Genomic DNA, 20,271 nt, shown 5'->3' with positions numbered 1-20,271 from the left:
GAGGTGCAAAATAGGCGCTGTCGCTGTCCTTGAACTAATCCAGGACGCCCATGGAATCAAGCATGGCACAAAGAAAGCCGGTTGCCGATATTCGGCCCATTCCACCAGTTGCGCATTCGGCTTCACCAAAATGGCGGCAGTTGTCCTTTCTACTCACCGGGGCAAATAGCAGTGACGGTACGGGATCACCGACGTGCCGCCCGGTATTGCAGTCTGTCGAGTGGTCACCGGTAATACCAATCACTAGGTCATCTGATGCCAGGGCGCCCAATGCGTCATCGATGGCTTCCAGTAACGCTTTTTTATCGTTCGGTACTTTATCATGGGCGCAAATATCCGGCCCCTTGATATGCAGGAAGACAATATCCAGCTCTGATAGTGCCGATTGTGCCGCCGCAACTTTTGCTTGCAGATTGGTGTTGGGTGACGAGGTGAATTCAGGGGAGGTAATGACCTGGTAGTTGAGCAGATGTCCAAGGCCGATCACCGTACTCTCACCGGCAATGACACCCGCCTCGAGTCCCAGGTGATGAATCAGGGTGGACGGTGTATATCCCATTCCCGGGTTCCGGCAGATGATGCCGTTGGCGGGCATCAGACCGGCGGGCTTGCCGCTGTTGGTTTATCGGGTGGTTATTCAGGCGTTCGCGGGCAATGGCGATAAAACGGTTAATTGCCCGTGCTGTTTTTTCAGGGGATTCACCCGGCACCCGGGGTGCACAGAGTGGTATCCTCTGGCCCGGCGAGCTGCTGCCCGGATCAGTGTCAGTAATTTTTGCAGAGAGGTTTTTACCTTTTAACTGCAACATAGCCCGGTGCTGGGTGGCAGGGCTGAGCGTGGCAGTAATGCCTTCTCCCAGATCAACATTTTTTAGCAGTGCCGCAAGCTCGGCAGTATTTGTGTCGATTCTTCCTGCGCGCCGGTCGATGATCTGCAGCTCTCCCCGGTCGGCCCTGAGTGTTGCAAAGTTACTGCGAATCAGGAGGTCGTCCGGGTCTGTATCAAGACCAATGCCAGCGGCTTCCACGGGGCCTCTTGCAAGGGTGATGATTTCAGTGGGTGGAATGCCCAGCAGTACGCCGGTGCCGGTGTGGGTTCCCACCGGTACGCAGTGGAAAAGCGGGTCGACCAGAGCTCCCTGGCCTGCACCTGATCAACCGGTCCATGTTGGGCGTATCGGCGGCTTCCAGCGGCGTGCGCTGGGCAAACTCTGCGATACCCCGGTCACCGAGGCCATCCAGAATCACTAACAGCCCTTTGCGTCTACTGCTCATGACCGAATACCTCCGCCGGGGATCGGGAAAAGCCATCTGACAGTGTGTCAATAATGGTGCTCATGACCTGCATGGCGGCGGTCTCTTTATCATCATTGAATATAATCGGGATGTGATGGTGGTCGGCCTCTGAAAGCAGGAACGATTGCAGAGCCCAGATCTGATCAAAATTTGCCAGATAGCGTTTGCTGCCGCGTTCGGGGGCCATCTGTCCTCGTCCGCGCAGCCGTTTTTTCAATTTCTCCTGTTTCAGCGTGGCCAGCATGATGGGCACAATAACGGCATCTTCTTGGTGTTCTATTTTTTTCAGCAATGAGGGGTGGACGTGAACGCCCTCAAGGATCAGTGAAACCCGCTCCTTCAGGGCTCGCTGAATCACCGCCTCGCAAGGGAGTGACAGCAGTTCCGTCTGCCGCAGGTAGCCATTGGCCACCAGTTTCTCCTGTTTGGTTGTCTCGGCATTTTGCAGCGTCAGCGTTTCCCAGGCGTTGAAAGCCGAGGTATGAAGTACCGGCAGCAGGCGCTGTGGCATCATCATCCGCATCACTTCACGCAACATATCAGTTGATTGGGTACGTACCACATTCAGGCGATGGGCCAGTTCGGTGGCAACGGTACTCTTTCCGCAGCCGGTGGTTTCGCCAATCAGGAGTATCAATGGGCGTCCGCTGTGCAGGTAATCTTCCCAGACCATGTAGCGTTTGGCCATCTTTGGACCTAGGTTCTGATTCAGGCAGGCAATAGGTGAGGTGGCCAAGTTTGGATGAGCTGGTTTCGCTGATCTCGTTATCGACCAAGTGTTGATATATACGCAGGCTGGCCATTTTTGCAGATTTCGAGGAGAGGCTGCAGGACTCCAATCGATGCAAGTTCTCGGTTCGGGAGAAGGGCGATACCTGGCCCTCGGCATCCCTCACCATGATCGTCGCAGGAATGCGCCCGGAAGACTGATAGGCTTCGATAATATCCACGCCGGATAACGCTTCCAACTGCTTGATTACCTTGGCGCGCAGGTCATCCAAGGATATCTCCTCGATATCGGCTAGCTCCTGTCTGATGTCTGAGGCAAGTTTGTAGGCGTCTTCGAAGCCGAGACCGGCATCGTGCAACGACCGCGTCAGAATGCCTCGCAGAAAGGGGACACGGGTGTGGTCAGACGAATCGATAGCATGTGTTTTGGCCATACTGGTCGCCTAACATAGCAGATTCAGGTTGCGTCAGCAGACGGCAATTAGCTGCTTCGCTTTCGGGGATGGTACTAGATTTGAGAGTATTGTGCAGGTCGGTAGTGTCTACCGTAAGTTTTCGATAAGCCTGCCATGAGGGAGCAAATGGGTGAAAAAATTCACTTTATTACAGTTTTGTGACTGTTTTCTTTTTTTGCCATATTCATGCAATGAAACTGTCATTATTTTCCAACATTCCTGTCATAAAGCGCCTGCATAATCTTCCCGAATTCAATATCAACGGGAGATCATTGTGATCCATAAAACTTATATATTGGCGGCCGTTATGGCGCTTTCCACCAGTGTTGCTCAGGCAGCCTCACGCGACTATATCTCAATCGTCGGTTCCTCCACCGTTTATCCCTTTGCCACGGTGGTTGCCGAGAGATTTGGCAGGACCAGCAAATTCAAGACCCCTAAAATTGAGTCCACCGGATCAGGCGGTGGTTTGAAGCTGTTTTGTGCCGGCGTGGGTGTCGAACATCCTGATATCACCAACGCTTCCAGGGCTATCAAGTCTTCTGAGATCAAACGCTGCGCGGAGCATGGGGTCAACGACATCATTGAAGTGAAGGTGGGCTATGATGGAATTGTTCTGGCCAATTCAAAAAAAGTGGCACAGATGAAGTTGACCCGCAAGGATCTGTTTCTGGCTCTGGCGAAGCATGTGCCCGATCCAAAAGGTGGAGAGAAGTCGGTTGCTAACCCATATAAAACATGGAAGGAGGTCAACGCTTCCCTGCCTGATTCCAAGATCGAAGTGCTGGGTCCGCCTCCAACCTCAGGTACTCGGGATGCCTTTGTCGAGCTGGCGATGGAAGGTGGCTGCAAAACCTTTAGCTGGATCAAGGCGATGAAGAAAAAAGATAAGAAGGCTTACAAGAGCCTCTGTCACACCATTCGTGAAGATGGTCCTTACATAGAAGCCGGTGAAAATGACAACCTGATTGTGCAGAAGCTGGAGACCAATTCTAAAGTGCTGGGAATTTTTGGCTACAGTTTCCTCGATCAGAACTCCGATAAAGTTCAGGGTTCCCTGATCAATGGTGTTGCGCCTACGTTTGAAGGTATTGCCGATGGCTCATATCCTGTTTCCCGCCCCCTCTTCTTTTACGTGAAGAAAGCCCATGTAGGGAAGATTCCAGGTATTAAAGAGTATCTGACCGAGTTCTCCAGCGAGAAGGCCTGGGGTGATGAGGGATATCTGGCAGATAAAGGAATGATCCCGATGCCGAGCGCCGAGCGTGCCAAGTACGCGGCTGATATCAAGTCACTGACAGTGATGAAGTAAAGGCTGTTTCCAGCGGTCAGTTGCAGTAGTGGGGGCCGGCTCTGCCGAGTCGGCCTCCGTCGCCGTCAATGCAGGATTCTATGGCTATGCAGAACACCACGTTAATCCTTTTGCTCATTGTTCTGATGGCAGTTGGCTATCAGTTGGGCCGCCGCCGTTGTTACAGTTTAGCCAGCACCCATGGTGGCTTTAAAAAACTCCATTCACTGCCTGGCTTTCACGGCTTTTATGTTGCGCTCTGGTGCGGCCTGCCGGCGCTGGCGTTTTTTTCACTCTGGACCTCCCTGCAGTCCACCCTGATTGTCGATCTTATTGTATCTGGACTGCCGGATACCCTTCGCAACCTGAGCGAGGGCGAGTTGGGGCTGGTGGTGAACGATATTCGCAACCTCGCCGGGGGCAATATCGTTTCTGGCGAAGCCAGCCCTGTGATACAGGCCGCTGCTGATCATTACCTTAGCCTGGAGAGAACCGGGCTGGCTGCCCTTGCCGTGGTGACGCTATCTGTCGCACTGGCAGGTTTTACTCTGGCTTGGCGCAGAGTTTCACCCTCTTTCAGGGCGAGGAATCGGGTGGAGAGTACCGTGAAATGGGCGCTGATAGCCTGTTCCATGTTGGCGATCTTTACCACCATCGGCATCGTCCTGTCGGTGCTGTTTGAGGCGATACGCTTTTTTGGCAAGGTGCCGCTCATGGATTTCCTGTTTGGTCTTGAGTGGAGCCCACAGATGGCCATCCGGGAAGACCAGGTGGGCTCTTCCGGCGCATTTGGTTCTATTCCCCTGTTTGCGGGGACCCTGATGATCGCGTTGATCGCGATGACCGTTGCCGTCCCCATCGGGCTGATGTCGGCAATCTATCTCTCTGAGTATGCCAGCCATAAAATCCGTGCTATGGCAAAACCTCTGCTGGAAATTCTGGCGGGTATTCCTACCGTGGTTTATGGTTTTTTTGCGGCGCTGACAGTGGCTCCGTTTCTCCGTGACAGTGGCTCGCTGATAGGGCTCGATGTTTCATCGGAGAGTGCCCTGGCAGCAGGGCTGGTCATGGGGATCATGATAATCCCTTTTGTCTCATCCCTGTCGGACGATGCCCTCAATGCGGTTCCCCAGTCGATGCGGGATGCCTCGCTGGGTATCGGCGCCACACACTCTGAAACCGTCAAGCAGGTGATTCTGCCCGCAGCGCTGCCGGGTATTGTTGGTGGTGTGTTGCTGGCTGTTTCAAGAGCTATCGGTGAGACCATGATCGTGGTAATGGCGGCGGGTCTCTCCGCCAATCTCACGGCGAATCCGTTGGAGAGTGTCACTACGGTTACCGTGCAGATAGTGACGCTGCTAGTGGGTGATCAGGAGTTCGACAGCACCAAGACGCTCGCGGCTTTCGCCCTTGGTCTTCTGCTCTTTGTCGTGACCCTGGCGCTCAATATTGCCGCCCTCCACATCGTAAGAAAATATCGGGAAGAGTATGAATAACCCCAAAACAGTGAGCACGATCGATAAGGTGAATGCCGGTTTGGATAAACGCTATGCTAGGGAACGCAGGTTCCACCGGATGGGTGTTAGTGCAGTGGCCTTGGGGGTGCTGTTTATCGCCTTCCTGTTTGTCAATATTGTGTACAATGGCTACGGCGCTTTCATGCAGACCCGGATACTGCTGGATATCGACTTTAGCGAGCAGCAGCTTGACTCCTCTGGTGAGTGTGAGATAGCGACGCTGTCCAGTGCGAATTATGCGGGATTGATCAAAGGGGCATTGAAGGAGCGGTTCCCTGATGTCACCGGACGCAGGGATAAACGAAAGCTCTACAAGCTGATGAGCTTCGGTGCTTCACTTCTGTTGCGGGAGATGGTGCTTTCCGATCCGCAGCTTATCGGTAGCCAGCAGAAAGTTTGGCTACCGGCGGATGATGATATCGATATGCTGGTAAAAGGGCACATCGACCGCAAACTGCCGGAATCAGAGCGCCGGGTGAGTGATCAGGTGATCTCATGGGTGGAGTCTCTGGAGCAGGCAGCGAGTATTGAGACACAGTTTAACCCGGCGTTTCTCACCGGGGGGGATTCCCGGGAACCGGAGCTGGCAGGTATCGGGGGGGCCGTGATGGGTTCGCTTTATACGCTGCTGGTGACACTGCTTCTCTCTTTTCCCATTGGTGTGGCATCCGCGGTCTACCTAGAGGAGTTTGCCCCTCGCAATCGCTGGACCGATCTGGTTGAAATCAATATCAATAACCTAGCAGCGGTTCCCTCCATTGTTTTTGGTCTGCTGGGTCTTGCAGTCTACATCAATTTCTTCGGGTTGCCGCGATCTGCTCCGTTGGTGGGTGGTCTGGTGCTGACCCTGATGACCCTGCCAACCATTATCATCGCCAGTAGGGCGGCTCTGAAGTCGGTGCCTCCCTCGATTCGCGATGCGGCACTTGGTATCGGTGCATCGAAGATGCAGATGGTCTATCACCATGTTTTGCCCCTGGCTATGCCGGGTATGCTCACCGGCACCATTATCGGCATGGCCCAGGCGTTGGGTGAGACGGCACCTCTGCTGATGATCGGTATGGTCGCCTTCATTGTCGATATCCCGGGTGGTCCCCTCGATCCGTCAACCGTGCTGCCGGTGCAGATCTTTCTCTGGGCAGACAGTCCCGAGCGGGCATTTATGGAGAAGACTTCGGCAGCGATTATGGTGCTGCTCGGTTTTCTGATTTTTATGAACATTCTGGCTGTCATACTGCGCAAGCGATTTGAGCAGCGCTGGTAGACCTGAAACAGGAGAGGTGAACGATGCTTAATCCAACCGTTAATGAATTGACCCCTGGGAGTGAGGCTCACCCGGCCGTGATAGCTGAGGGTTTCAAGAGTTCCGAGGTGGAGTCACGTGTAGTGGGGGATACCGTGGGTGAGGTCACGGTGGCCAACCCCAGAATGAGCACCCGGGCTGTCGATGTCTACTATGGCGATACCCACGCCATTCAGAATGTCACACTGGATATCGGCAGAAATGAGGTGATCGCCATGATCGGCCCCTCCGGTTGTGGTAAATCCACTTTTCTGCGTTGTCTGAATAGAATGAATGACACCATCGATATCTGCCGTGTAACCGGCACCATTTTTCTCGATGATCTGGATATCTACGACAAATCGCTGGATGTCGTACCGCTGCGTGCCCGAGTTGGAATGGTTTTTCAGAAACCCAATCCGTTTCCCAAGTCGATCTATGACAATGTCGCCTATGGACCGCGTATTCATGGTTTGGCAGAGAGTAAAACCGAGTTGGATGAGATTGTCGAATCCTCACTACAGAGAGCCGGTCTCTGGAATGAAGTCAAGGACCGGATCAACGATACCGGCACCGGCCTCTCAGGTGGCCAGCAGCAGCGGCTCTGTATCGCACGTACCATTGCCGTCTCTCCCGAAGTGATTTTGATGGATGAGCCCTGCTCTGCACTTGATCCTATCGCCACTGCAAAGATCGAAGAGCTGATCGATGAGCTGCGGGAAAATTACACCATTGCCATTGTCACCCACTCCATGCAGCAGGCAGCGCGGGTGTCTCAGCGCACAGCCTATTTTCACTTGGGTAAGCTGGTGGAAGTGGGTAACACAGACGATATGTTTACAAACCCCCTGCATAAATTGACAGAAGACTATATCACCGGTCGTTTTGGTTGATGATTAAAGGAAAGACAGATGAATGAGATGACCGAAGGGCACACAGTATCCAACTACAACGACGAGTTGACGCATCTGCATCAGCTGGTGATACATATGTCCGAAATGGGATGTCAGCAGCTTCGTGATGCGGTGATAACGCTGAAAGAGAAAGATATAGAGCGGGCGCAAATGGTGATTGATAATGATCGGGAGATCAACGCCCTTGATATCCAGTCGGATGATCAGATTGTCCATATCATCGCCAAACGGCAGCCACTTGCTAAAGATCTGAGGGAGATCCTGACGGTTGGGAAAATCGTCAATGACCTTGAGCGTGTTGGTGATCAGGCGCGTTGGATAGCGTGCCTTACACTGCATCTTTATGATGGCGATAACGGCCAGCCAAATGAGCAACTGCTCACTGATATTCCGAAAATGGCGGCCGTTGTTGACAGCATGGTAGCCAAGTCGATCGAATCATTCGATCAGCTTGATCTCGGTTTGGCGCTGAAAGTGATTGAGATGAATCTCGAGCTGGAGAATGATTTCAAATCTGCACTGCGACGCTTGTCGACCTTTCTGATGGAGGATTCCCGCTGTGTCGGCCATGTCACGGATGTCACGCTGGGGCTCCGTGCATTGGAACGTGCAGGTGGTCATGCCAAGAATATCGCCGGCTTTGTCGTCTTTCTGGCAAAAGGGATGGACGTCAGGCATACCGATCTTGAAACAATCGCTGCTGAGGTGTTTTGAAAGTTAGCTCAGTTAAACACTGGCAATAACCCTCTCTCATTCGCCATCATCCAGCCAGCGCAAACAACGGGGTAATCGTTGCCGGTTTTTATTTAACCGTCTGCAGTGAAAGCAAAATTCCCGAAGCAATGGCAAGCGCCCCAATGAGATGGAACCAGAACAGCTGCTCCCCCAGAAAAATAATGGCCATGGCTGTGCCGAACAGCGGCATCAGGTGGATGAACTGACCGGCGATGCTGGCACCGACCATCTTTACACCCTGGTTCCAGCACAGGTAAGTGCCGATGGAGGCGAACAGCGCGACATAACTGATGGCCATCAGATTATTGGTGTTGACCGCCATGGCGGGTTCGTTAAGCAGGTTGAACCAATAGACCGGAGCCAGTATCAGGCCCCCCGTGATCATCGTGAACAGCAGAAACGCCGGTGCTGAGAGCTGCTATGGCGCGCCAGCGCAGACTGATCGAATAGACGGCCCATACGGCGGCGGCGAGTACCCACAAATCCCCCGGTTGATCTGAAATCCCAGCAGATTATCCAGGCTACCCCTTGTCAGCAGAAGCATCACGCCGGCTGAGGAGATCAGAACACCCAGAAGTTTCAGCAGACTGATGGAGGTGCCCGGTATGATGCGGGAAAACAGAATGATCAGAATAGGTATAAAGCTATTGATCAGTATGGCATTGGTCGCTGTAGTCTCTTGGAGCCCAAGGTAGGCAAAGGTGTTGAATCCGGCAACGCTTAAGGTTCCCATAAACAGCAGCAGGGACAGATTGGTGCGTATGATCGGCCACTGGCTGATCAGGGATTTCAGGGTGAACGGCAGAATCAGTGCCAGTGCGATACTCCAGCGCTAGTAGGACATGGTGATGGGTGGGATATCCGCTATCACTGCCCGGCCCAGAACAAAGTTGCCTGACCAGAACAGCGCGGAACCACTGAGCATCAGATAAGCCCAACGTTTGGACATTGAATATTCTCTTTTCTTGTTTAGGGTATCGAAAGGCCCGGTATACATCCACGTAGCCCACAGGCGTATGTAACAGTCTTTTCTATGAAAGTGCCGTCAGCAGCTTTCTCAGCGTCTGGCCGCGATGGCTCAACTGGTTCTTTCTTTCCGGGCTCAGTTCAGCCGAGCTACACTGCTCGTCCGGCACCAGAAACAATGGGTCATAGCCAAAACCGCTATCTCCCTGGGGGAGTTGCAAAATGCGCCCCTCCCAGGTTCCCTGGCAGATGATCGGTGTCGGGTCTTCAGCGTGACTCATATAAACCATCACACATTGGAAGCGGGCAGTACGCTCCTGTTCCGGGACATCTTTTAGCGCTTCAAGCAGCTTTCTATTATTATCCTGGTCATCGCAGCCAGGGCCGGCGAAGCGTGCGGAGTAGATGCCGGGGGCGCCTTTTAGTGCATCTACCTCAAGGCCGGAGTCGTCTGCAATGGTGGGCAGGCCACTGAGGCTGCAGGCGTGACGGGCCTTCAGTATGGCATTTTCCACAAATGTCAGGCCGGTCTCTTCCGCTTCAGGGATGTCGAACTCCTTCTGGGGTATCACCTGAATCTTCTGCTCAGTGAGCAGTTGGTTGATCTCCCGCACCTTCCCAGCGTTGTTACTGGCGAGTACGATGCGTTCGCCCCGATGACTCTGTGGCATGTCTTAACTCTCTGTATGTGATACTCAAGGTGAGGATTCTACCGTTTTCACTGCTGCCATCCAGAAGAGAAGTATAGCCGCTCACATTTTGAAGCATCCTCGCCTAATCGCCTAATCGCCTAATCGCCTAATAACTTGAAGTATATGGGAAAGATCAACCGGCCTGTGTACAATTAGGCGTTTTTATCGATGGCGATTGGACGTTAAATGCTCGAAGTTGTTGATTTGGAGTGCATACGGGGCGACCGCAAGTTGTTCTCAGAGCTTAGCTTCTCTCTTGAACAGGGGACACTATTGCACCTGCATGGTTACAATGGCAGTGGCAAGACGACGCTGATGCGCACCCTTTGCGGGCTGATACAACCCACTCAGGGCGAGGTGCTCTGGGACGGCGAGACGATCCGCAAGCGGGGCGAGGACTTCACCCGGGAGCTGCTCTATGTCGGCCATAAAAACAGTACTAAAGATGATCTGACGGGGGTTGAGAACCTGCGTATCAGTTGCGTACTGGATGGATTATCCATCGATCAGGATCAAGCCTGGGATGCGCTGGAGAAGATGGGCTTGCGCGGCCATGAAGACCTGCCGGTACGGGCGCTCTCCCAAGGGCAGAAGCGCCGGATGGCACTGGCCCGTTTGCTGCTCAATAAAGCCAAGTTCTGGGTGCTGGATGAACCTTTCACCGCCCTCGACAAGGCGGCGGTTGGGTTCCTGCAGTCGATTATCCAGAGCCATGTGGATGCTGGCGGTATGGTGATTCTTACCACTCATCAGGAGGTAAAGATCACCAAAGGGCAAGTCCAGGAGCTGCAGTTGGGCTGGAAGGGAGAAGGTGATGTTTAAGACCTTTCGCACGATTGTCTTCCGCGATCTGCTGCTGGCGGTTCGCCGGCGCTCGGATATCTTTACTACGCTCTTCTTCTTCGTCATTGTGGTCAGCCTTTTTCCTCTGGGTATAGGCCCGGAGATGTCCACCCTGCGGTTGATCGCCCCGGGCGTCTTCTGGGTAGCCGCTCTGCTGGCTTCGATGCTGGCTCTGGAACGGCTGTTTTCGGCTGACTTCGATGATGGCACCCTGGAACATATGTTGTTGACACCCCAGCCGATGTTCATGTTGGTACTAGGCAAAATTACCGCACACTGGCTGGTGACCGGACTGCCGCTGGTGCTGATGGCGCCGCTGCTCGGTCTGCAGTACGACCTCTCGGCAGAGGCGATTGAGGTGATGCTCATCTCCCTGCTGTTGGGAACCCCGGCATTAAGCTTGATAGGTGCCATCGGGGCAGCATTGACGCTGGGGCTGCGTGGCGGAGGGGTGCTCATCTCCCTGCTGGTGTTACCGCTCTATATTCCTGTATTGATTTTTGGTGCCGGAGCGGTGGAGGCGATCGCTTCAGGGCTTGACGGACAGGGACACATATCAATGCTGGGCGCGATCCTGATATTCGCCCTGTTGCTTGCACCTTTTGCGGCAACGGCAGCACTGCGGATTTCCGCAGAATAAGCAAGGAAATGATATTGTTTTTCATCAAGTTTTCTGCTGGATAAAACTAGGTATAAAGAGGAACTGGTTGGCTATTTTCTCTCGACAGTGGGAACAAACGGGGCCATCCGCTATCAAATCTTCGCATCTTACGGGATAACAGAATTTTCAATGAGCTTTCGACTGAACAAATGGTATAAATATTCATCTCCCGCCACCTTCTACCCTCTGGCGGGAAAATTGATCCCGCTTTTCAGCATTATTGCAGTGGTGCTGATTGGCATCGGGCTTTATATGAGCTTCTTCGTTGCACCCACAGACTACAAGCAGGGTGAAGGCTATCGCATTATATTCGTCCATGTGCCGGCGGCCTGGATGTCGATGTTCATCTATCTGATGATGGCTTTCTGGTCCGGCATCGGCTTGGTGTTCAACACCCGGCTCTCTGCCATGCTGACCACGGCCCTGGCACCCACGGGTGCCATCTTTGCCTTTCTCGCCCTCTGGACCGGTGCCTTCTGGGGCAAGCCGATGTGGGGTACTTGGTGGGTTTGGGATGCGCGGCTTACCTCCGAGTTGATTCTGCTGTTTCTCTATATGGGACTTATCGCCCTGCAGGGATCTATCGATGATACCCGCCGGTCTGATCGTGCCGGAGCACTGCTGGTTCTGGTGGGGGTGGTTAATATCCCTATCATCTACTATTCGGTGCAGTGGTGGAACACCCTGCATCAGGGTGCGACCATCAGCCTGAAAAACGGCTCCAGTATGGGCGCGGTCATGCTCTGGACTATGCTGATTATGGCCCTGGGCTTTTGGGCATACACCATTGCGGTGGCCATGGCCCGGGTGCGTACCATTATCCTTGAGCGGGAGCGGGATACCACCTGGGTAAGTGAATTGCCGGAGATAAAAAGATGACGATTTCCGAGTTTTTTAATATGGGGGGCTACGCTCTCTATGTGTGGGGCTCTTTTGGCGTTACCGTACTGTTTATGGTGATTGAGCCGGTTATAGTTAGGGGCGGTCGGCGCGCCACCCTGCAAAGAATTTCACGCATCGTTCGTTTGGATGCAGAGGAAAGAAGATGAAGGCTCGACATAAAAGACTGGGATTTCTGGCAGCTGGACTGGTTCTGCTGGGTTTGGCCTCCTGGCTGGTCTTCAACGCCCTGGACAGTAATCTATCCTATTTTTTCTCCCCGTCTGAGGTTGCTGAGAACAAGGCGCCGGAGGACCATGTTTTCCGCTTGGGTGGACTGGTCGAGAGTGGCACCCTGAGACGGGGTGAGGAGTTGACGGTGCGTTTCGTGGTAACTGATAACGCGCATCGTGTGAATGTGGAGTACACGGGTATTCTGCCGGACCTGTTTCAAGAGGGACAGGGCGTTATCGCCCAGGGCCGGATGAATCAAAACGGTATTTTCGTGGCTGATGAAGTGCTGGCCAAGCATGACGAGAATTATATGCCACCAGAGGTGGCTGATGCCTTGGAAAAGGCTAATGAAAAAGGCGTTGCCGGGACTATAGAATGATTCCTGAAATTGGACATATGGCACTTATTCTGGCGCTTTGCATGGCGCTGGCACAGGCTGTTTTCCCCGTCATCGGGGCACACAAGGGTATTCAGGGCTGGGTTGCACTAGCTCGGCCTACAGCCCGGGCGCAGCTGTTTTTTATGCTAATCGCTTATGGTTGCCTCACCTATGCATTTATAGTTCATGATTTTTCTGTGGTCTATGTAGCCACCAACTCCAATACGTCGTTGCCGATGATCTATCTGATCTCCGGCGTCTGGGGTGCCCATGAGGGTTCGCTGCTGCTCTGGGCCTTGACGCTCGCGATCTGGACCGGTGCCGTGAGCCTGTTCAACCGCAATGTGCCCGAGGCGATGCTGGCCCGGGTGATTGGCGTTATGGGCATGGTGAGTATTGGCTTCCTGCTGTTCATGCTGTTTACCTCCAATCCTTTCGATCGGCTGCCTAATCCGCCCTTGGAGGGCAGGGACCTCAATCCCCTGCTTCAGGACCCCGGACTGGCCATTCACCCACCCATGCTCTATATGGGTTATGTGGGTTTCTCAGTGGCTTTCGCATTTGCTATTGCCGCGATGTTGGGTGGCCGGCTGGATGCCGCTTGGGCACGCTGGTCACGTCCCTGGACCAATATTGCCTGGGTCTTTTTGACCATGGGAATAGTCCTGGGTAGCTGGTGGGCTTACTACGAACTGGGCTGGGGCGGCTGGTGGTTCTGGGATCCGGTTGAGAACGCCTCTTTTATGCCATGGCTTGTGGGCACCGCACTGGTGCACTCCCTGGCTGTGACCGAGAAGCGGGGTGCTTTCAAAGCCTGGACCGTACTCTTGGCGATCTTTGCGTTCTCGCTCAGTCTGTTGGGTACCTTCCTGGTGCGTTCCGGTGTGCTCACCTCAGTACACGCTTTTGCCACCGATCCGGGGCGGGGTATCTTTATCCTGTTGTTCCTCGGCGTGGTGATCGGCGGCTCCCTGATGCTCTACTCCTGGCGAGCCTCTCAGATCCGCAGTACGGTCAGCTTCAAGCTGATATCGCGGGAGACCTGCCTGTTACTCAATAACGTCGTCCTGGTAGTGGTCGCCAGCAGTATCCTACTGGGTACACTCTATCCGCTGGTACTGGATGCCCTGGGTGTCGGTAAGATTTCGGTGGGACCTCCCTATTTTAATAGCGTCTTTATCCCGCTGACGGTGCCTTTGGCCGTGCTGATGGGCATAGGTGCTGCTACGCGCTGGAAACAGGATGGTGCCATGCGGCTGTTCATCAAGCTTCGCTGGTCTCTGTTGATCAGCTTGGTGGGTGGATTCGCCTTGACGTTTGCCTTCGCCCCCTACTTCTCATGGGGTGCCGTGCTGGCGTTGGTATTGGCGCTGTGGGTTATCCTGACGACACTGCAGTGGCTGCTCGACCGGGCAAGCGGCGGGCGCCCGCTTTTTCAGGCGTTGCGTAATACTTCGAGAGGCGGCTGGGGTATGGTGATAGCCCACACAGGTGTTGCTATATTTATCGTGGGTATTGCGCTGGTCTCTATCTATAACGAAGAGAAAGATATTCAGCTGAATCCCGGAGAGACCTACAGCCTGGGTGGTTACGACTTCCGGTTCAATGGCGTCAACGACTTCAATGGCCCCAACTACACTGCAAGCCGTGGTGAAGTGGTTATAACGCGTGATGGGCAATCGGTTGCCACACTCTATCCCGAGAAGCGAAATTACCGTAGCGGCATGCCGATGACCGAGGCGGGTATTGACGATGGAATAACCCGGGATCTTTTTGTCGCTTTGGGTGAGCCCCTGGGCAGTCAGGGCGCATGGAGTCTGCGGCTCTATTACAAGCCTTTTATCCGCTGGATCTGGTTGGGTGGTATTTTCATGGCCTTGGGCGGACTGCTGGCAGCGACTGACCGGCGCTATTTTCGGGCTTCCAAAAAGTCCCGGATGGCTGCTTCAAAAGGTGTGACGGCAGAGCCGTCGTAACAACTGCGACTATTTCGCGGTAAAAATTAAAGAGGAATTAAAAACCAGTGAAAGCACGTTATCTGATTCCGCTGGGTGTCTTCCTGGTGATGGTGGTCTTCCTGGATATTGGCTTGACGCTGGACCCAAGAGAGGTGCCTTCTCCATTTATAGGAAAGCCTGCGCCGGCATTCACACTGGATCAGCTCCATGATACCAGTGCCACTATCAGTCCGGATGATATGAAGGGAAAGGTCTGGCTGCTCAATGTCTGGGCCTCCTGGTGTGTCTCCTGCAGGGCCGAGCACAAGGTGATCAACCGCCTGGCAAATATGAAGTTGATGGATGTGGTCGGTCTTAACTATAAGGACCAACCGGAAGATGCCAGGCGCTGGCTGAAACGGCTGGGTAACCCCTATCTTGCATCGGCAATGGATATTGAGGGGAAAGCGGGGATCGACTGGGGTGTTTATGGCGTACCTGAAACCTTTGTTATCGACCAGCAGGGTGTCGTCCGCTACAAACATATCGGACCGGTAACAGATCAATCTCTTGATGAGACTATTCTGCCGTTGATACATAAGCTGAAAGGATCTTGATAATGAGACGCGGGCTATTATTTTTGTTGTTGATGCTTTTTACTCTGTCGGCCGTTGCCAAGTTTGAAGTCCATCAGTTTGACGATCCGGTTAAGGAGGCGCGCTATAAGCAGCTGATTGCAGAGCTGCGCTGTCTGGTTTGTCAGAACCAGAACCTGGCGGATTCGAATGCCGAATTGGCTCAGGATCTAAGGCAGCAGACTTACGATATGGTGCAACAGGGTTCCACCACTGAAGAGGTGGTGGTCTATATGGTCCAGCGCTATGGCGATTTCATCCTCTATCGTCCCCCTTTTAAGAGCTCCACGGCCCTGCTCTGGATAGGTCCATTTGTTATTCTCGGTGGCAGTATATTGGTACTGTTTATTTTTATTCGCCGGTCGGGCCGTCAGAAACAGCCTGACATTGACCCAACAGATCTTGAGCGTGCAAAAAGCCTGCTCGACAACGAAGATACCAAGTTATGATGATGTTCTGGATAAGCACGGTGGTCATGATCCTGGCTGCTCTGGCGATACTTGCCCCTGCATTGCTGCGTAAACCACGAACCGATTCCCTGGATCGTGAACAGCAGAATGTAGCCATAGCCCGCGAACATCTGGCTGAGCTTGAGGCCGGGTTGGCCGAAGGTCTCATCGATCAGCAGCAGTTCGAACAGTCAAAGCTGGAGCTTGAGCAGTCACTGCTGTTTGATATTGAAAAGAGCGATGATGTCGCTGAAGCTGAAACGCAGAATTCAACGAGTTCCGGTCGTATGGCCATGGGTCTGCTGGCGGTCGCAATCCCCGTCCTGGCTATATCAATCTACTATCAGCTCGGTTCCCCTCAACTGCTGGAACCGCAGATCGCCGGTCATGGCAGTGGGACTGAACGACAGGGCGAGCTTCCATCGGTAGAGGAGATGCTCGCCACACTGAATACCCGTCTGGCCGAAAATCCGGATGATGCCGAAGGCTGGTATCTGCTCGGCCGAACCCAAATGGCACTGAAAGGTTACGCCCAGGCGGCAGAGGCTTACGACAAGGTATACAAACTGATCGGTGATCAGCCCATGGTGCTGCTCTCTTTGGCTGATGCCTTGTCGATGTCTGCCGGTGGGGATATGAGTGGCCGGCCGGCTGAGTTGGTACGCAAGGCGGTTAAGCTTGATCTTACCAATACCACCGCGCTTTGGTTGGCTGCAATAGTGGAGGATCAATCCGGTAACTACAGCAAATCCCTGCAATACTGGTCGCTTCTGGAGCCGCTGGTTGAGGATGATCCGGCCTCCCGTGAACAAGTTGCGTCTCTGAAAGCGAAGACCCAGCAGAAGGTTGGTGGTGCAGCGAATGTGGTCCAAGTGGACAATAGTGTGGTTGCCGGGCAGGTAACGGCTGCGGCTATTTCTGTGAAACTGAGTCTGGCGCCTGGATTGGAAGGTAAAGTTGGGCCGGAAGAGAGTATGTTTGTTTTTGCCCGTGCCATAGAGGGCCCGAAAATGCCGCTGGCTGTCGTTCGGCTTAAGGTGAAAGATCTTCCTCTCACCGTGACGCTCAGTGATGCCCAGGCGATGACACCGCAGATGAAACTCTCCAACTTCAAAGAGGTGCTGGTGGGCGCTCGCATCTCCCGTTCTGGTGGCCCCACTGCGGGCAGTGGTGATATCCAGGGTGAAGTTGCGCCGGTAAAAGTAGAGAAGGGGAGTGCAATCGATCTGGTTATTGATACGGTGGTGCAATAGTGCTTGGCCAAAAAACAGTAGTTACAGATCTTCGGTAGGAATTAATAACAAACGCAAACAGGGTGCCCTATTTAGTCGACCCTGAAATATTCATAACGCAATGATTTATATAAAATAAGCGTCTAAATTTGATAAAATAAACGTCCGGGAAAGGGGTAAAAGCAGAGAAAAACTGGACGAAATAGAGGTGGATAATTGAGCAAACCCAAGACAGACAATCCCAACCAGCAAAGTTTCCTGCACCAGAACTTACTGGATCAGCTGAACCCCAAGCATCCACTTTTGCTACTGGCCAGACAGATAGACTGGTCATATTTTGATGCTGAATTTGCCCCGCTTTATTCTCATCTTGGAAAGCCCTCAAAACCCATCCGCCTAATGGAGGGCCTCTCGAAGACCTCAGTGACGAGGTTCTGATTCAACGCTGGATACAAAATCCCTACTACCCGAGTTTTACGGGTGAGATCGAATTCCAATGGCAACTTCCTTGTGACCCCTCCGACCTGACTTACTTCAGAAAGCGTATTGGCAACGAAGGTTTTGAAAAGATCCTGGCTGCCTCTATCGCCTTACATCAAGAAAAGGCGATCGAAGATGAAATGTGTATCGACACTACCGTACAAGAGAAAAACATTACCTTTCCAACTGACGCAAAGCAGTACCGAAAGATACACGGGCAGTTACTCAAGATGGCCCGAGCAGAAGGTATCGTGCTCAGTCGAAGCCATGAGAAGGAAGTAAAAATTCTCAAGCTCCCCACCCGATTTGCCACACATCCGAGGAATCGTAAAAAGGCACGTAAGGCCGTCAAGCGATTAAAGACCATCAGCGGCCGATTACTGCGTGAAATACAGCGTAAGATGACCGCAGAACAACAGAAATTCTATGCAGAAAAGTTCGCCCTGTGCCAGCGCATGCTGAATCAGAAGCGTGCTGATAAAAACAAGTTGTACAGCCTACATGAACCTCATGTTTACTGTATGAGCAAAGGCAAGGCCCAGCAACGTTATGAGTTTGGCACCAAGGCATCAATCACCACCACAAGGGACGCGGGCATTGTGATTGGTGCCCTGGCTTTTGAGAAGAATGTATTTGATGGTCACACCGTACCTGAGGTCTTGGCACAGGTGAAACGTCTCATCAATCGAGTACCCAAAGTGGGTATTGCTGATCGAGGTTATCGGGGCAAATCAAAGGTTAATGACACCCAGATAGTAACGCCAAAGCCTGCTAGGAAGAATACCTCAGAAGAAGCCATGGCATTAGCCAGAAAACGTTTCAGAAGACGAGCTGGCATTGAGCCTGTGGTCACTTAAAGAGTGACCACAGGCTAAAAAGGAACTTTCTTAAAGGCTTTGCCGGGGATCAGATTAACTTGCTTATGGCGGCGGCTGCCTTCAACTTCAGAAAATGGATGAGGGAGGTTCTTTTTGTGCTGAAAAATATCATGTCCATACTGTTGTTCCTGTTTGCAAAATAGAAACAACAGTATTATTAAGTGCCTGGAATGAATATTTCAGGGTCGACTATGTAGATGCCACTTCCAGGAGTGTTGGCGGCAGGGATGCCGCCTTCAAGCGTACAGGGATGTATTTACAGCGTCTCCTGGAACCGGACCAAGGGCGGTTATGAGATCGAGGATATCGATGACTTATACAACCAGATGAGTACCGAGTATAAGCGCCTGCCACGCCTGCATGATCAGTTATGGACGATTTTTGCCGGCGTGAGAAATCGCCAGGATCTGGAACAGTATCGACAGATCCTGATTCCTGTCTACGGCGAAGATGGCGATGGCGTGTTCTCTGATGGTCTCTGTCAGACGTTGTAGCGGTCCCGTTGGGCCGGTCTGATCAACGCCCTCATCTCAGACGGCACGACAGGCGGCGTCACCTTCAACCAGCACACCACCATGGGCAGTCCGACTGCCGGTCAGGGCGACGGTCTTTCCATTGATGGTAAAATTCCCCGCGCCGCTGACTATCGGGTCGCTGGCACCGGTCTGGCATCGGCAGATATCGCCGACAACCGCAACCGTAACGCCATTGACCGTACAGATCGATTGACCTGTAACGATCGGCCCACCCACATGGGGTACGGGTCCCAGATCGTTCAACGGACAGCTATGGTAGTGTCCGATCAGGCTGACGTTTGGCATATCGACCCACTCCGGTTATTTGTCACGACGGTGGAAACTGCCCAGGATGTTGTAAAACAGGATATCGAGTTCGTCCTTGTTTTTTCCCATGTAGGGGCTGTTACGCTCCTCCAACCTGATTCTTATAATCAGTTTGCGCCTGGTATTGGGCAGGGATTCAACATACATCCAGCCGTAGAGAACCGACCCATCGTACGGGTCCACTCCTCGCGCCAGACCACCTTCCATGCCATTGATCTTAGCTCGCCAAGCTTCTCCCTGATACTCCTCCTGACGGGCGATATTTTCGAGATTCTTGAACAAGTCAAAACCCTCTTTGGCACCGGTGTTGGTTGTGATTGAAACATCGAACAGATAATCGTCCGCCGCATAGAAAAAATCCAAACTGTCAGCGGTGTTTGTTACCGACTCACCCCGAATGATCACCTGATTGTCAAGACAGAAGCCCCGGCCCGGTTTGGCCGGGTTTTTGATCGGTTCGAGGAGGCGCAGGAGGCGTTGGCCTGCGGAGTAGTCTTCGGCAAACCACTGATTCTGCTCGACCATATCCTCTCCCTCTTGTTTGTAACCATCCAGAGCCGCTTTCTCAAAGCGAACTAAATGGCTATCCGTCATTTTTAAGCCCACAATCTGCAATAAATCTGGACTGTTTTTCCCTCTTTTTCGATACGCTACCAAATACTCATTTCTTCTATCCCCCTCCTCACGATGGATCACCGATTTGAGGCCAGCCGGCACCTCCAGACGCGCCAGCTCCTGCTCTTTCTCGTTGACCGCTGCCGAGAGCGCACCGGCATAGACGGCCTTTTCGATCTCGAACTTATAGCCGTCGAAGCGCAGATCATCTTTTTCCAGCGGCAGCCACTGCGGCGGCAGCTTCAGACTGTAGTGCCCCAGGCAGACCGGCTGCCAGTCGCGGGGCAGTGCTTTATCCAACTGCTTAACCTTCAGTTCCACGTGTTCCAT

General features: G+C 53.0%; 24 protein-coding genes and 2 pseudogenes. 16 read left to right on the top strand and 10 right to left on the bottom strand.

The window, feature by feature from the left end; genetic code table 11:
* Window positions 1-34: 34 nt before the first annotated feature.
* From MN084_RS13500 to MN084_RS13480, 5 genes are read right to left on the bottom strand one after another with little or no spacing between them, the layout of a single operon-like run.
* Window positions 35-559, bottom strand: a complete 525-nt coding sequence (locus MN084_RS13500; protein WP_241087507.1) for a hypothetical protein — start codon at window positions 557-559, stop codon at window positions 35-37.
* Window positions 495-1,103, bottom strand: a complete 609-nt coding sequence (locus MN084_RS13495; RefSeq protein WP_241087506.1) for a hypothetical protein — start codon at window positions 1,101-1,103, stop codon at window positions 495-497. Before MN084_RS13495 ends, MN084_RS13500 begins: the two co-directional genes overlap by 65 nt.
* Entirely contained in the window at window positions 1,054-1,275 is a 222-nt protein-coding gene (locus MN084_RS13490; protein WP_241087505.1) for a hypothetical protein, read from the bottom strand. Before MN084_RS13490 ends, MN084_RS13495 begins: the two co-directional genes overlap by 50 nt.
* On the bottom strand, window positions 1,265-1,933 hold the full coding sequence (locus tag MN084_RS13485) for an AAA family ATPase (RefSeq protein WP_241087504.1): 669 nt from the start codon (window positions 1,931-1,933) through the stop codon (window positions 1,265-1,267). The genes MN084_RS13490 and MN084_RS13485 overlap by 11 nt, the downstream gene beginning before the upstream one ends.
* Window positions 1,836-2,459, bottom strand: coding sequence for a hypothetical protein (locus MN084_RS13480; RefSeq protein ID WP_241087503.1), 624 nt, complete (start codon window positions 2,457-2,459; stop codon window positions 1,836-1,838). Before MN084_RS13480 ends, MN084_RS13485 begins: the two co-directional genes overlap by 98 nt.
* Before the next feature lie 328 nt (window positions 2,460-2,787).
* On the opposite strand from MN084_RS13480, the gene MN084_RS13475 reads away from it, so the two are divergent.
* The 5 genes from MN084_RS13475 (at window position 2,788) to phoU (ending at window position 8,198) form a co-directional block, all read left to right on the top strand.
* Window positions 2,788-3,792 (top strand): PstS family phosphate ABC transporter substrate-binding protein, encoded by a 1,005-nt coding sequence (locus MN084_RS13475; RefSeq protein WP_241087545.1) that lies wholly within the window; start codon window positions 2,788-2,790, stop codon window positions 3,790-3,792.
* Between the two features lie 86 nt (window positions 3,793-3,878).
* Window positions 3,879-5,267, top strand: coding sequence for a phosphate ABC transporter permease subunit PstC (gene pstC / locus MN084_RS13470; RefSeq protein ID WP_241087544.1), 1,389 nt, complete (start codon window positions 3,879-3,881; stop codon window positions 5,265-5,267).
* On the top strand, window positions 5,260-6,552 hold the full coding sequence (gene pstA / locus MN084_RS13465; RefSeq protein WP_241087502.1) for a phosphate ABC transporter permease PstA: 1,293 nt from the start codon (window positions 5,260-5,262) through the stop codon (window positions 6,550-6,552). Before pstC ends, pstA begins: the two co-directional genes overlap by 8 nt.
* A 23-nt stretch (window positions 6,553-6,575) precedes the next feature.
* Window positions 6,576-7,463: a phosphate ABC transporter ATP-binding protein PstB gene (pstB, locus tag MN084_RS13460; protein WP_241087501.1), complete on the top strand. Its 888-nt coding sequence runs from the start codon at window positions 6,576-6,578 to the stop codon at window positions 7,461-7,463.
* Window positions 7,464-7,481: 18 nt separating this feature from the next.
* Entirely contained in the window at window positions 7,482-8,198 is a 717-nt protein-coding gene (gene phoU / locus MN084_RS13455; RefSeq protein ID WP_241087500.1) for a phosphate signaling complex protein PhoU, read from the top strand.
* Window positions 8,199-8,286: 88 nt separating this feature from the next.
* On the opposite strand, the gene MN084_RS13450 is transcribed toward phoU, so the two are convergent.
* The 3 genes from MN084_RS13450 to MN084_RS13440 all read right to left on the bottom strand — a co-directional run bounded on the left by MN084_RS13450 (window position 8,287) and on the right by MN084_RS13440 (window position 9,856).
* Entirely contained in the window at window positions 8,287-8,604 is a 318-nt protein-coding gene (locus tag MN084_RS13450; RefSeq protein ID WP_241087499.1) for an EamA family transporter, read from the bottom strand.
* Between the two features lie 33 nt (window positions 8,605-8,637).
* The gene (locus tag MN084_RS13445; protein ID WP_330178553.1) at window positions 8,638-9,000 is read right to left on the bottom strand and encodes a DMT family transporter; all 363 of its coding nucleotides are present in this window, start codon (window positions 8,998-9,000) and stop codon (window positions 8,638-8,640) included.
* A gap of 250 nt (window positions 9,001-9,250) precedes the next feature.
* Window positions 9,251-9,856 carry an XTP/dITP diphosphatase gene (locus tag MN084_RS13440; protein ID WP_241087498.1) on the bottom strand — a complete coding sequence of 202 codons (606 nt, stop codon included), beginning with the start codon at window positions 9,854-9,856 and terminating at the stop codon, window positions 9,251-9,253.
* A 207-nt stretch (window positions 9,857-10,063) separates the two neighbouring features.
* On the opposite strand from MN084_RS13440, the gene ccmA reads away from it, so the two are divergent.
* From ccmA to MN084_RS13380, 11 genes and pseudogenes are all read left to right on the top strand, one after another.
* A complete protein-coding gene (ccmA, locus tag MN084_RS13435) occupies window positions 10,064-10,699 on the top strand; it encodes a cytochrome c biogenesis heme-transporting ATPase CcmA (RefSeq protein ID WP_241087497.1) in 636 nt (211 codons plus the stop codon).
* Window positions 10,692-11,360: a heme exporter protein CcmB gene (gene ccmB, locus MN084_RS13430; RefSeq protein ID WP_241087496.1), complete on the top strand. Its 669-nt coding sequence runs from the start codon at window positions 10,692-10,694 to the stop codon at window positions 11,358-11,360. Before ccmA ends, ccmB begins: the two co-directional genes overlap by 8 nt.
* A 150-nt stretch (window positions 11,361-11,510) precedes the next feature.
* A complete protein-coding gene (locus MN084_RS13425; protein WP_241087495.1) occupies window positions 11,511-12,260 on the top strand; it encodes a heme ABC transporter permease in 750 nt (249 codons plus the stop codon).
* Window positions 12,257-12,430, top strand: coding sequence for a heme exporter protein CcmD (gene ccmD, locus MN084_RS13420; protein ID WP_241087494.1), 174 nt, complete (start codon window positions 12,257-12,259; stop codon window positions 12,428-12,430). The genes MN084_RS13425 and ccmD overlap by 4 nt, the downstream gene beginning before the upstream one ends.
* Window positions 12,427-12,873, top strand: a complete 447-nt coding sequence (gene ccmE, locus MN084_RS13415; protein ID WP_241087493.1) for a cytochrome c maturation protein CcmE — start codon at window positions 12,427-12,429, stop codon at window positions 12,871-12,873. Before ccmD ends, ccmE begins: the two co-directional genes overlap by 4 nt.
* Window positions 12,870-14,849 (top strand): heme lyase CcmF/NrfE family subunit, encoded by a 1,980-nt coding sequence (locus tag MN084_RS13410; RefSeq protein ID WP_241087492.1) that lies wholly within the window; start codon window positions 12,870-12,872, stop codon window positions 14,847-14,849. Before ccmE ends, MN084_RS13410 begins: the two co-directional genes overlap by 4 nt.
* 47 nt (window positions 14,850-14,896) lie before the next feature.
* Window positions 14,897-15,427: a DsbE family thiol:disulfide interchange protein gene (locus MN084_RS13405; protein WP_241087491.1), complete on the top strand. Its 531-nt coding sequence runs from the start codon at window positions 14,897-14,899 to the stop codon at window positions 15,425-15,427.
* Window positions 15,428-15,429: 2 nt separating this feature from the next.
* Entirely contained in the window at window positions 15,430-15,894 is a 465-nt protein-coding gene (locus MN084_RS13400; protein WP_330178107.1) for a cytochrome c-type biogenesis protein, read from the top strand.
* Window positions 15,891-17,147, top strand: a complete 1,257-nt coding sequence (ccmI, locus tag MN084_RS13395) for a c-type cytochrome biogenesis protein CcmI (RefSeq protein ID WP_320416486.1) — start codon at window positions 15,891-15,893, stop codon at window positions 17,145-17,147. The genes MN084_RS13400 and ccmI overlap by 4 nt, the downstream gene beginning before the upstream one ends.
* A gap of 195 nt (window positions 17,148-17,342) precedes the next feature.
* Window positions 17,343-18,627: pseudogene (locus MN084_RS13385) on the top strand (IS5 family transposase).
* A gap of 129 nt (window positions 18,628-18,756) precedes the next feature.
* A pseudogene (locus tag MN084_RS13380) lies at window positions 18,757-18,945 on the top strand (hypothetical protein); the annotation flags it as partial.
* Window positions 18,946-19,014: 69 nt separating this feature from the next.
* Here the strand turns inward: MN084_RS13380 and MN084_RS13375 are convergent.
* On the bottom strand, window positions 19,015-19,305 hold the full coding sequence (locus MN084_RS13375) for a PAAR domain-containing protein (RefSeq protein ID WP_241087487.1): 291 nt from the start codon (window positions 19,303-19,305) through the stop codon (window positions 19,015-19,017).
* A gap of 15 nt (window positions 19,306-19,320) precedes the next feature.
* Window positions 19,321-20,271, bottom strand: a complete 951-nt coding sequence (locus MN084_RS13370; protein ID WP_241087486.1) for a hypothetical protein — start codon at window positions 20,269-20,271, stop codon at window positions 19,321-19,323.

The organism is Candidatus Vondammii sp. HM_W22, from assembly GCF_022530855.2.
Taxonomy (GTDB): domain Bacteria; phylum Pseudomonadota; class Gammaproteobacteria; order Chromatiales; family Chromatiaceae; genus Vondammii.
The sequence above is the reverse complement of the archived record's forward strand: the minus strand, read 5'-3'. Positions and strand labels throughout refer to the sequence as shown.